Source organism: Rugamonas rivuli, from assembly GCF_009380165.1.
GTDB lineage: Bacteria > Pseudomonadota > Gammaproteobacteria > Burkholderiales > Burkholderiaceae_D > Rugamonas > Rugamonas rivuli.
Genome location: NZ_WHUF01000015.1, coordinates 1 through 12705, shown reverse-complemented (window position 1 = coordinate 12705; position 12705 = coordinate 1). Strand labels below are relative to the sequence as shown.

At 63.2% G+C, this 12705-nt stretch carries 9 protein-coding genes and 1 rRNA gene; 5 read left to right on the top strand and 5 right to left on the bottom strand.

Annotated features, from left to right (window positions below):
* The first annotated feature begins 313 nt into the window (after positions 1–313).
* Complete coding sequence (locus GEV01_RS30425) at positions 314–2218, top strand: sigma-54-dependent Fis family transcriptional regulator (RefSeq protein WP_152810146.1); 1905 nt, start codon at positions 314–316, stop codon at positions 2216–2218.
* Here GEV01_RS30425 and GEV01_RS30420 read toward each other — a convergent pair whose 3' ends face one another.
* Together GEV01_RS30420 and adh are read right to left on the bottom strand one after the other, a co-directional pair.
* Complete coding sequence (locus GEV01_RS30420) at positions 2219–2590, bottom strand: DUF779 domain-containing protein (RefSeq protein ID WP_152810144.1); 372 nt, start codon at positions 2588–2590, stop codon at positions 2219–2221.
* A gap of 2 nt (positions 2591–2592) precedes the next feature.
* The gene (adh, locus tag GEV01_RS30415) at positions 2593–4113 is read right to left on the bottom strand and encodes an aldehyde dehydrogenase (protein WP_152810141.1); all 1521 of its coding nucleotides are present in this window, start codon (positions 4111–4113) and stop codon (positions 2593–2595) included.
* Between the two features lie 190 nt (positions 4114–4303).
* Between adh and GEV01_RS30410 the strand changes: the two genes are divergently transcribed.
* Entirely contained in the window at positions 4304–6403 is a 2100-nt protein-coding gene (locus GEV01_RS30410) for a TonB-dependent receptor family protein (protein ID WP_152810139.1), read from the top strand.
* Here GEV01_RS30410 and GEV01_RS30405 read toward each other — a convergent pair.
* Positions 6400–7809, bottom strand: a complete 1410-nt coding sequence (locus GEV01_RS30405) for an SH3 domain-containing protein (protein ID WP_152810137.1) — start codon at positions 7807–7809, stop codon at positions 6400–6402. The genes GEV01_RS30410 and GEV01_RS30405 overlap by 4 nt on opposite strands.
* A gap of 2 nt (positions 7810–7811) precedes the next feature.
* Entirely contained in the window at positions 7812–9050 is a 1239-nt protein-coding gene (locus GEV01_RS30400; protein WP_152810135.1) for an SPFH domain-containing protein, read from the bottom strand.
* Positions 9051–9245: 195 nt separating this feature from the next.
* On the opposite strand from GEV01_RS30400, the gene GEV01_RS30395 reads away from it, so the two are divergent.
* From GEV01_RS30395 to GEV01_RS30385, 3 genes are read left to right on the top strand one after another with little or no spacing between them, the layout of a single operon-like run.
* Positions 9246–9944 (top strand): response regulator transcription factor, encoded by a 699-nt coding sequence (locus tag GEV01_RS30395; RefSeq protein ID WP_152810133.1) that lies wholly within the window; start codon positions 9246–9248, stop codon positions 9942–9944.
* A gap of 2 nt (positions 9945–9946) precedes the next feature.
* Positions 9947–12019, top strand: coding sequence for a sensor histidine kinase (locus GEV01_RS30390; protein ID WP_328595672.1), 2073 nt, complete (start codon positions 9947–9949; stop codon positions 12017–12019).
* Between the two features lies 1 nt (position 12020).
* The gene (locus tag GEV01_RS30385) at positions 12021–12548 is read left to right on the top strand and encodes an FAD-dependent oxidoreductase (RefSeq protein ID WP_152810131.1); all 528 of its coding nucleotides are present in this window, start codon (positions 12021–12023) and stop codon (positions 12546–12548) included.
* Positions 12549–12597: 49 nt separating this feature from the next.
* Here the strand turns inward: GEV01_RS30385 and rrf are convergent.
* Positions 12598–12705, bottom strand: a 5S ribosomal RNA gene (gene rrf, locus GEV01_RS30380); the annotation flags it as partial.

Sequence of the window (12705 nt, the reverse complement as noted above, 5' to 3'; positions counted from 1 at the left end):
AGGACTAGCCTGCTGTGCACTTTCATCAAACGTCCACACTTATCGACTGTTAATTTTTAAAGAACTTTATTCGGTACTGCTTGCTGAAGAAGCGTTGTGTTCATCAGCGAAGAGGCAAGATTATGAAGTGTTTCTTTTATCTCGTCAACCCCTTCTTTTTCCTCGCTAACTTCGCATTTACATGCTGCGTTTTGCGGGGAGGCGAACTATAGCAAAGCCAGGGTGAAACTGCCAAGGTTTATTTTCCGCTCGCGCTCCGTTTGCGCTACATTAGCTGACAGAGCCGAACACGGCCACCCGGAGACGAGACAACATGGAACGCCAGACCGCGCCACATCGCAACACGGCATGGGAAGACAGCATGCCGCTGATTATCGAAACCTCGCACCAGCGATCGCAGAAGTATGGCCTGCGTCCTGACTCCTGCGTAGACTTCGGCCCCGCGCCAAAGACTGAGCTGTCGCTGCTGTTCGAGAAGAACCGCCTGCTGCACACACATGCCGTGCCGGCGATGGAGACGCTGTACCAGCAAATCGTCAACACCCACAACATGGTGATCCTCACCGATGCGAATGGCGTCATCGTTCACTCGCTCGGCGACGACGACTTTCTAGAGAAGGCCAGCCGCGTAGCATTGCAACCCGGCGCCGCCTGGTCCGAGCAAAGCAAGGGCACCAACGCAATAGGCACAGCGATTGCAGAACAAGCCGCAGTGCTGGTGCACGCCGACCAGCACTACCTGACGGCCAATCACTTCCTCACCTGCTCCGCCGCGCCGATCACCGACCATCTCGGCAACGTCATCGGCGTACTGGATGTCTCGGGCGACCAGCGCAGCTTCCATAAGCACACCATGGCGCTGGTACGCATGTCGGCACTGATGATAGAGAACCAGCTGTTCTCATCCACCTTTGAAGACGCGATCACACTGCACTTCCACGCGCGCCCCGAGTTTATCGGCACGCTGATGGAAGGTATCGCCTCGTTCTCGCCGGGCGGCCGCTTCCTCGCCGCCAATCGCAATGGACTGTTCCAACTGGGCCTGTCGTTCAAGGAACTGCAATCGCACACCTTCAGCTCCCTGTTTGGATTGCCGGTGTCCGCGCTGTACGAACACTATCGCACCGCATCCCCCGGCCTGCTGAACCTCTGCATGCACAGCGGCGTGCGCGTGGCCGGCCGCGCGCAACTGCGGCTCTCCAACACCGTGTTCCAACAATCGCTGACGCCCGAGCCTCCCAGCGCCGTCGCCGCCAACCAGGCGGCTGCGGCCAAGCGACGCCTGTCCGGCCTGCGCTACCTGCGCACCGGCGATCCGCAACTGGAACTGGTGATCGACAAAGTCACGCGTGTGCTGGGCCACGACATCCCGATCATGATCATGGGCGAAACCGGCACCGGCAAGGAGCTGCTGGCGCAAGCGATCCACAACGATTCGCCGCGCGCCATGAGTCCCTTCGTCGCGGTCAACTGTGCATCGATCCCGGAGACGCTGATCGAGTCCGAACTGTTCGGCTATGAAGACGGCGCCTTCACCGGCGCGCGCAAGAAAGGCGCGGTCGGCAAGATCCTCCAGGCGAACGGCGGCACGCTGTTCCTCGACGAGATCGGCGACATGCCATTCAGCCTGCAAGCCCGCCTGCTGCGCGTGCTGCAGGAACGCACGGTAACGCCACTGGGCAGCGACAAATCCATCCCGGTGAACGTGGAGCTGATCTGCGCGACCAATCACAATCTGCGCAACCGCATCGCGCAAGGGCTGTTCCGCGAGGACTTGTACTATCGCCTGAATGGATTGGTGGTGAAGCTGCCGCCACTGCGCGAGCGTACCGACCTGGAAACCGTGGTCAAGAAAATCCTGGCGACCGAATCGAACAACGGCCGCTATCGCGTATCGGACGAGCTGCTGCAGCTGTTCCGGCGCCACCGCTGGCCCGGCAATTTCCGCCAGCTGACCAACCTGCTGCGCACGGCCACCGTGATGGCGGGCGACGAGCACGAAATCTGCCTGCGCCACATGCCGGACGACTTCCTCGACGATATGGAACAAGCGCCAGCAAAAGAAGAACCGGTCGCCAGCAGCGCCAATCTGGAAGAGATGGAGCAGTCGGCGATATTGAAAGCGCTGGCGGCGCACGGTGGCAATGTCTCCGCCACCGCGCGCGCCCTCGGGGTATCGCGCAATACCATCTACCGCAAGGTACCCAACTTGAAATAGTCAGGCCGATTGCTTCAACACGGCCAGCTCTTCGTCGGTGAACAGGCGCGAGCGGGTCAGGAAGCGCCTGCCCGTGCCGTTATCGAGCGAGAACATGCCGCCGTTGCCGTCGACGACGTCGATGATCAACTGCGTATGCTCCCAATACTCGAACTGTTCGCAGCCCATGTAGAACGGCGTCCCGTCCAGATTACCGAGATAGACATCGGTATCGCTGATGTTGAACTCTCCCGCCGGATAACACATCGGCGCGCTGCCGTCGCAGCAGCCGCCGGACTGGAAGAACATCAACGGCCCGTGACGATCACGCAGGACAGCGATCAGTTCAAGCGTCGCCGGCGTGGCCGTGACACGGGCGATGACGTGGCCCATGGCTAGAAGAAGCCCAGGGCGTTGGGGCTATAGCTGACCAACAGGTTCTTGGTCTGCTGATAGTGGTCCAACATCATCTTGTGATTCTCGCGGCCGATACCGGACTGCTTGTAGCCGCCGAACGCCGCATGCGCTGGATACAGGTGATAGCAATTGGTCCAAACGCGGCCAGCCTGGATCGCGCGGCCGACACGGAAGGCGCGCGAACCATCACGCGTCCAAAGGCCTGCGCCCAAACCGTACAGCGTATCGTTGGCGATGCGCAGCGCATCCGCTTCATCCTTGAAAGTCGTGACCGACACCACCGGCCCGAAGATCTCTTCCTGGAAGATGCGCATCTTGTTATCGCCCTTGAACACGGTCGGACGAACGTAGTAGCCGTCCTTCATATCGCCCGCCTGCACATTGCGGCCGCCGCCGGCCAGCAGCTCCGCGCCCTCCTGCTTGCCGATGTCGATATACGACAGGATTTTTTCCAGCTGCTCCTGCGACGCCTGCGCGCCCAGCATGGTGCTGGAATCCAGCGGGTTACCCTGCTTGATCGCGGCCACGCGAGCCAGTGCGCGTTCGATGAACTTCTCGTAGATCGATTCCTGGATCAGCACACGCGATGGGCAGGTGCACACCTCGCCCTGATTCAGCGCGAACATCGCAAAGCCTTCCAGGCATTTGTCGAAGAAGGCATCGTCCGCATCCATCACGTCGGCGAAGAAGATGTTCGGCGATTTGCCGCCCAGTTCCAGCGTGACCGGAATCAGGTTCTGCGCCGCGTATTGCATGATCAGGCGGCCAGTGCCCGTCTCGCCGGTGAAGGCGATCTTGGCGATGCGCTTGCTGGAGGCTAGCGGCTTACCTGCTTCCAGGCCAAAGCCGTTCACCACGTTCAGTACACCGGCAGGCAGCAGGTCGGCGATCAGCTCCAGCAGCACCATGATCGACGCCGGCGTTTGCTCGGCAGGTTTCAACACCACGCAGTTACCGGCGGCCAGCGCCGGCGCCAGCTTCCACACCGCCATCAGGATAGGGAAGTTCCACGGGATGATCTGGCCGACCACGCCCAGCGGCTCATGGAAGTGATAGGCATAGGTTTCGGAATCGATCTGCGCGACCGAACCTTCCTGCGCGCGGATGCAACCGGCAAAGTAGCGGAAGTGGTCGATCGCCAGAGGAATGTCGGCGGCGGTGGTTTCGCGAATAGGCTTGCCGTTATCGATGGTCTCGGCCGTGGCGATCAGCGCCAGGTTGGCCTCCATGCGGTCGGCGATCTTGTTCAGGATGTTGGCACGTTCGGCCGGCGAGGTCTTGCCCCATGCGTCCTTGGCGGCGTGGGCGGCGTCCAGCGCCAGCTCGATGTCCTCCGCAGTGGAGCGCGCCACTTCGCAAAATACCTGGCCGGTGATCGGCGTGACGTTGCCGAAGTACTCGCCCTTCACCGGCGCGACGAATTTGCCGCCGATGTAATTGTCATAGCGTTGTTTGAAGGGATTGGCGACGCCCAGTTTGCTGATGTCTGCAAGATTCATGTCATCCTCTTTCTGCTGTGGTTATGAGCCGCGACGCGGCGGAGTAGTACGCCATGCTCTTTTCGCAAACATCGTGCCAGCGGAAATGCCGGGCAAACCCGGGCTTTATGGGCTATCAGACTGTGACAACTGTTCACTTTTGACACAGTTGTCCATTCCTGATATTGGTGTCTGCTCAACTGGAGATCACATGAAGCTTCACCCTTCTCATTTGCATGCCGCCGCTGTGCTGTGCGTGACCGGCTTCGCTGCGGCTGCCGAGGAGCCGCCCGAAGTGGTGGTGGTCAGTGCCACCCGCGTCGGCCACACCGTCTTCGACATGCCCGCCGCGATCGATGTCGTCGACGCCGACCGCATTCATGCAAGCCAGGCCCTCGTCAACGCATCCGAAGCACTGGCGGCGGTGCCCGGGCTGGTGGCGCAGAACCGCCAGAACTATGCGCAGGACTTGCAGATTTCATCGCGAGGATTCGGCGCCCGTTCCACGTTCGGCGTACGCGGCGTGCGACTGATCGCCGACGGCATCCCGGCCAGCATGCCGGATGGCCAGGGTCAGGCCGCCACCTTCAATCTCGATATCGCCGAGCGTATCGAAGTACTGCGCGGGCCGTTCTCCGCCATCTACGGCAATCACTCCGGTGGTGTCATCCAGCTGTTCACACGCGACGGCGACGGCGCCCCGTCGCTGGAAACCACGCTGACCGCAGGAAGCTACGGCAGCCGAAAGGCCGACGTCAACGCGCAGGGCAAGCAGGCTGGCATCGGCTACGTACTGGATGCGTCGCGCTTCGAGACCGACGGCTACCGCGCGCACAGCGCCGCCACTCGCGACCAGGCCTACGCCAAACTGACGCTGGCTCCGGCGGACGGCGCGAAGCTCTCCATCGTCGCCAACGCGCTGCGCCAGGACGATACGCAGGATCCGCTGGGCGCGACCTGGGCCAGCTATCAACGCGATCCGCGCGCGGGCGAGATCGACGCCACCGATACCCAGTCGCCGAAGCGCACGCTGGCCGACCGTTACAACACGCGCAAAAGCATAGACCACCAGCAGATCGGCGCAAGCTGGGAGCAGCGCCTGGGAGACGACCGCCTGCACCTGACCGCGTACGGCGGCAATCGCCAGGTTGTTCAGTACCAGGCGTTTTCCAAGGCATTCCAAGCGCCTTCGACACATTCCGGCGGCGTGGTCGACTTCGACCGCGACTTCTATGGTGCGGATGCGAACTGGCTGCATGTCAGCCAACTTGCAGGCGGCAAGCTGAGTACCACCGTCGGCGTGGAGTACGGCCACTCCACCGACGCTCGCAAGGGATACGAGAATTTCATCGGCGCGCAGTTCGGCGTCAAAGGCCAGCTGCGGCGCGACGAGAACGACAACGTGTCCAGCCTCGATCCCTACATCCAGACAGAGTGGCAATCCGGCGCATGGATGCTGAGCGCAGGACTACGCCATAGCAGCGTCAGGATCTCGGTCGATGATCGCTTCCTCGCCAATGGCAACGACAGCGGCGGTCTTGATTACAGCCACACCACGCCGGCATTGGGGCTGCTGTACCGCTGGTCGCCGGAGCTCAATCTGTATGCCAGCGCAGCGCGCGGCTTCGAAACGCCGACGCTGAATGAACTGTTTTACTCGGGCGTGGGCGGCTTCAATTTCAACCTGCGAGCGGCGGAAAGCACGCATCTGGAAACAGGCCTGAAGACTCGCCTGAACGAGCGAACTCGCATCAACGCCGCCATCTTCCAGGTTCGCACCAGCGACGAACTGGTTGTGGACAGCAGCAGCGGCGGGCGCACTAGCTATCGCAATGCCAGCAGCACGCTGCGTCAGGGTCTGGAGCTGTCGCTCGATTCATCGTGGAGCCCAGGCCTGAGCACCCGCGTGGCGCTGACCACCTTGCGGGCGGTGTACGACAAAGGCTATGGCCTGGTACAGGAAGGCAGCCGGGTGCCCGGCGTCCCCAACGTCTATGCCTACGGCGAGTTGGCATGGCAGGACCGTGACGGCCGCTATGGCGCCGCGCTCGAAGCGGTCGCCAGCAGCAGGATCTATGCGGAAGATGTCAATGCAGACCAGCCGGCGCCCGGCTACGGCGTGCTCAATGCGCGCGCCAGCGCCAGCCAACAGTGGCGCGGCTGGCGCTTCAAGCAGTTCGCGCGGTTGAACAATCTGCTGGACAAACAGTACGTCGGTTCGCTGATAGTCGGCGACACCAATAAGCGATACTACGAAGCTGGGCCTGGACGAAACTGGCTGCTCGGCGCCAGCGCGCAGTACCGGTTTTAGCGCAGGCTGACGGTCTGGCGTTTCCAGGCCGGGTCTTGCCAGCGGTAGAACATGCTGAGCGACGAAGGCTTGTCGGCGGTCTTGAGCGTCGCCAGCGTATTGATCTCCACCAGCTCGAAGCTGCGCTTAAATTTTCCGTCGACGCGCGCTTCACGGGCCACCAGCATATTCTGCGATCCCGGCACCCAGCCGGCGAATTCGGCGTAGCCGATATCGGGATCGGCGGCGGCCGGCGGTAGCACATCGACCAGCCATCCAGCGCTGGTCTGATGGAACAGCCACATCTCGCGCCAGCCATCCATCGGCTGCACCGCCAGCGACAGTGCCGTACCCTGCGTGTTCGCTCGCGCCGATGCTGGCCACACCACGCCATAGCTGCAGCGGCGGGCCAGCGCATGCTGCTGGTCGTGTTTGGCGTCGACCAGCAGCACACAGGTTTCTCCCGGCTGTCCGGCGACGGCCATCACGCGCAAGCCTGCGCCTGGGAGCGCCGGCGTCTCAGCCGCCCAGCGCACACTACCCACGCGTACGCCCGCCTCTGCGAAAGCGTTTGTGTCATCATCGGTCAGTTCTGCCGGTTCGACCATGCCCAATTCATCCAGCGCGCGCTGGGCGGGCTGCGTGGCCGGCTCGCCCTTGCGCGCCCGCGCGAACGCCACCGACGACCACACCGCCGCGCGCCGCATATGGATGCGATTGCGCAGATGCGGCGCCAAGTCCTTCAGATCCACACGCTCCAGCACTTCCGCGCGCCACTCGTCCAGCGCCACGCGTGCACCGGGCCGCAGCGCCGGGTCCACGCACTCTTGCCGCGTCAGCCCCAGCACGGCGGCCGCGCGCTGCTGCGGCGCGGACAGCATCGCCAGCACGCGGCGGAAGGCTTCACCGTCGTAGCACAACTGCATGCGGCCTTCGCGCTCAAAGCTGCGGATACCGACGCCATAGTTGGCTACCGCCTCCAAATGCGCGGCGATGACGACATCGCCCTGCTTACTCTGTTTGGAGGACGCACGCCGCGCCAGCCGGTCGGCCATCGTGCCCAGCGCATCGAACGGTTCCGCCGTGATCGCCGCCGCAGGCGCAGCCTTCAGATAGGCGGCCGCGTAGCTGATGCCCAGCGACTCCGCTCCCGGCGTATCGCGCAGGAAGCGCACCACCGACAGCAGCTCCGGTGCATCGGCCGGGGCCAGCGACACCTTGCGCACCTGCGAGGCGCGGATGTAGCCGGCGCGCTCGCGGCGGTAGTCGTAGACCTGCAGGAAGTCCTGCTTCTCGCCGCGTATCTCCAGGCTGTCGCCCTGCCACAGGACGGCCTGCTGCTGCGCCGAGTCCTTGGGGGCGGCCCGCAACGCGGCCTGGTCCTGCGTAACGATCGCCAGTACGACGGCGGTTGCAATCATCGCCATGATTATTGTCCTTCCTTCGCGCTGTCCGCAGCTTCCCCACTGACCGTCACCACGCGTGCTTGCTTGCCTTGCTGGCTGCCCAGCAGCGCGGAACCGATAAAGCCACCGTCGGTCGGCGACGGCGCAATGATGACCGACACCTTGTCCGACAATTTATCCGCCATGGTCTTCTGGATCAGCAGCGGATTACGGGTAATCAGATCGCCCTCACGCTCCATCTGCGCCGCAGCCACCTTGCCGACCAGCTCCTGGCGATAGGCTTCCGCATCCGCCAGCTTGCGGCGCGAATCGGCTTCGCCGGCGGCCTCGATAACGCGCGCCTGCGCATTGCCCTCGGAGGTTTTAATGCGCGCCATTTTCTCCGCCTCCGCTTCCAGCTTGCGCTGCTCGATCTGCTTCTGCTTGAACGGCAGCACATGCGCCATCGCCTGCTCCTGCGCCCTGGCCGCGATGATCTGCTCATTACCGGCCGCTTCGGCGGCCTTCTCGCGGCGGATCTTTTCCGCATCGGCTTCCAGCGAGGTCTGTTTGACCTGCTTCTCCCTCAGCTCCAGCGTGTAGCGCATCTTTTCCGTTTCCAGCTCCTCGGCCAGCAGCTTCTCCATGCCCGCCTGGTACTCTTCCGGCAGCGTGATCTTGCCGATGGTGATGCCGCGCAGCGTGATGCCGTCGGCCGCGAGCTTGGGCTTGAGCTCAGCCTCGATCGCCTGCTGGATCTCGCTCCGCTTGGTCGAAAAGATCTCGCGCACCGTGTAGCGGGTGAATACCTTGTAGATCACGCCCTGCACCGCCGGTTCGACGATGGAACCGTTGATATCCGGCGGCAGCGACTGCGCCATGGCGGCGACACGGTTCACATCCAGCGCATAGCGCACCGACATGTCCACACCCAGCGCCAGGCCTTCGACCGACTGGAAAGGCGTCTTGTCATCGCCGCTCGGGCGGTACACCTGGTCGCGCAGCGAGACCTGGCGCAGCACGTGCACGCCGGGCACCATGAACACGGCGCCATCGCGCACGGTGATGGCGGAACCGGTCAGCTGGTTGGTACGGATACCCAGGCTGCCGGGCGACAGCTTGGCCATCGGCGGATGCGTGGCCAAGCCATAGACGGCGGCGCCGGCCAGGGCCAACGCCACCAGCATCGCGCCGTTGCGGCGCATCCCGCTCACCGCAGCGCCGGCGCCGCCGCTCAATGTCGCGCGCACCGCCTGCACCATCCGCTTGATCCGTTCTGCCATGATATTCACCTTCTCCTGGTTGTTTGATTTCAGGGCCTATCCCTGAGACGCATGGTGCGCCGCAGGCCGCGGAAGTATCAACGCTGCCGCCGTCCAGCTATGCTCCGGCGGTGTGAAGAAATCCTCACAGCGGGTTTATGACTTTTTCCATAAAAGCGTGGATACTCTTGGCATTGACAGTCAGTGGAGTACAGCATGGCCAGAGTCGCCGTCATCGAGGATGATCTGCCGACCAGCAATCAGCTGCGGGCGTGGATAGAGTCGGCGCGGCCCGGCATCGCCGTCGACCAATGGTTCAGCCGCGACGACGCCGAGGCGGCCATCGCGCGCGAACGCTACGACCTGGTGGTGCTCGATATCGAACTGGGGCGCGAACGCCATGCGGGCGTCGCCATCATCAACGCCATCAACAAGCGCCATGCCACGCCGGTATTGGTGGTGTCGGCCATGCCAGCCACTATCTACCGCAGCATCATGAAGGCGCTCGATGCCTGGGACTATCTGCAGAAAGCCACGTTTGAAGAAGCCGACTTCATCGAGACCTTCCTGGAAATCCTGCGCTCGGTGAAGGAAAAGCCGGAGCCGGCGGCCATCGCCGCCAGCGATGAGTTGAGCATGGACCCGCTGCGTCAGCGCACGCCGACCTGGCGCGGCCATCGCATCAATCTGCCGCTGACGGCGCAGCGCATATTGGCGGCGCTGTTTGCGCGGCGCGGCCAGGTGGTGTCCTACGATGAGCTGTTCGAAGTCGTGAAGAGCGGCCGCAATCGCGACAACATCCGCAAGCACGTCAGCACCATCCGCGACGCTTTCCGTGAAATCGATCCTGACTTCGCCAGCATCGAGAACATTCCGATGCGCGGCTTCCGCTGGGCCGACACCGAAAGCCGCTGACCGTGAACTGGCGCCGGCTCAGCCTCGTCCCCTACCGCCTGCGGCTTCTGCTGCGGGCGGCCTTCGTTTTCCTGATGGCGGCGACGGTGGGCCTGGCGCTATCCGTGGTGCAGCAGGAGAAGCAGCTCAGCTACAAGAACTATCAAGGCAGTTTTCAGAAGACCCGCGTGCAGGTGGCGGCGACGCTGCGCCATCCGACCGGGCAGCTGGCTTTGCTCAATCCCCAACCGGCGGCCGCGCGCGCCGCGCTGCATCCGTTGCTGCTGCCTTTCGCCGCGCTCGATTTCGACGATCTGCAAAAAGTACAGCAGGCGGTGGCGATGTCCGGCTGCCTGGCGCAGTACAGCAATAACGGCTCGCTGTGCGTCGGCATCGGCAACAACCCGTGGGCGGGTGGATTCATCTACGTCGCAGGGACTTTCGACGGCGCGCAGCTGGTCCCGCATACGCGCGGCGACCAGGTGGTGGATCAGGCGCACCGCGTCAAGGTCAAGGTCAGCCTGCGCGGCCAGAGCTATGAATGGATTGCGCCGTTCGAGGAAAGCACCGAGCCACAAACACCCGGCCATCGCTTCGGCGGTATGCGCGGACGCCTGACCGGCTTCGCGGCGGCCGACGTGGCGCGCGCGAAGGCGCCGGCGGTGAAGGATTTTCGCGGCTGGATATGGCAGAACCCAAGCTGCACCGACCGCACCGCCGCCGACGACGACAGCAGCTGCACGCGCAGCGCATTCTTCTCGCTACGGTTGCCGGTCGGCGTGCTGCAGGATGCATTGTTCGAAAAGCGCCGGCCCGTCTGGCCGCCGGCAGACCTGGACCGCATCGACGTCAGCATCGCGGTGCTGCCGCCGGGCGATGGCGCTCCGCTGCTCGACAGCGGCACCGGCCCGACCACACCGGCGTTTTCGCTGGCGGACCTGAAGCCCATGCTGCTGCCTGGAGAGAGTCTGCAAATCCGCCGCCTGGCCGATGGCGTCGCGCTGCCGTTGTTGGTGGGGCCGGTCGATCCCGAGGATCAGTCCTGGCATTTCGTGACGACGCTGATCCGTCATCTGCCGGTGGATGCCTACGACGTCCCGCTGGAAGCGAAGGAAGTCATCGCCACACCGGCCGGCAGTTATGAAGTGCTGCTCAAGGGCGATGTCCGCAGCGTCAGCAAAAGCCTGAGCGTGGTGGCCAGCCGGCTGGTGTGGTTTGTCGGCGCGATGCTGGCAGCCTTGATGCTGGCCTGGCTGGTGATCGAGATCGGCATCATCCGGCGCATCAAGGTACTGATCAAACGCGCGGACGATGTGGGCGAGCGGGTGAAGGCTGCGCGCGGTTTTTCCGAAGCCGATCTGGCCGATCTGCGTGGCGCGGATGAACTGGGCGTGCTGGCCACCGGCCTGCACGATCTGTTGCGCCGCGTACGGGAAGACGTCGAACGCGAAAACATCCGCGCCGCGCAGGAGCGCGATATGTGGCATGCGGTGGGCCACGAGATCATGTCGCCGTTGCAGTCGCTGATGGTTTTGCACGGCAGCCCGAAGGACGACAGCCACCGCTACATCAACCGCATGCAGCAAGCGATCCGCGTGCTGTACGGACGCGCGTCGCCCAGCGAGGCCTTCCAGTCTTCCGAGCTACAGGTCACGGAGGTTGATTTGACAGCCTTCCTGCAAAACGTCGCAGAGAACGCGTCGTGTGTCGGCATTCACAACGTGGCGTTCCGGGGTGCGGCCGAGGCGCTGATTGCGCGTGCCGATGAGTATTCGCTGGAAGATGTCGTCACCCATGTGCTACGCAACGCCGAGCGTTATCGCCAGCCGGGCAGCCCGATCACCATCACGCTGGAGGGCAGCGATACCGGGGCGACAATCGCCATCCACAATCAGGGACCACAGATCGCGGCCGATATGATCGGCAAAATTTTTGAATACGGGGTTTCGGACCAGCCGGAATCCGGCGCGGAGGGCAATCGCGGCCAGGGCTTGTTTGTCGCCAGGACTTATATGGCCAAAATGGGCGGCACGATCGTCGCGCAGAATCAGCCGAACGGCGTATGCTTCATACTCAATCTACAGCGCAGCGGCTGACATGCATCCTTCACCAACATATGACGTCATCGTCGTCGGCAGTGGGCCGGGCGGCGCCAGCGTGGCGCGCGAACTGGCGCGGCGGCAGTTGCGTGTGCTGGTGCTGGAGCAAGGCAGTGCTGCTCCGCTGGAAGGAACGCTGACGCAGATGGCCGGTATCGCGGCCGTGCCGGGCAAGAGCGCCTTCCTGCATCGCGATGCTTCGCTGCTGGTGAGCGGCATCGCGGCCGGCGGCACATCGACGATCAATTTTGCTACTGCCGCACCGCCTCCGTTGGCGATGTTCGCGGCACACGGCATCGACCTCGGGCCAGCGCTGGAGTCGCTGCGCGCTGAGCTGCCAATGGGGCCGTTGCCCGATACGCTGATCGGCGGCAGCGTACGTATCGGCGAGGGAGTGGACAGCACGCTGCAAACCGGCATCGCAAACCTGTATGTCTGCGATGCATCGGTCATTCCTCAGCCATGGGGATTGCCGCCTACGCTGACCTTGCTGTGCCTGGGCAAGCGTTTGGGGCAATTTCTATAGACGAAAAAAAGCCCACCAAGATCACTTGGTGGGCTTTTTAGTATAACTAGCCTGACGATAACCTACTTTCACACTGGTTGCAGCACTATCATCGGCGCAGAGTTGTTTCACGGTCCTGTTCGGGATGGGAAGGGGTGGGACCAACTTGCTATGGTCA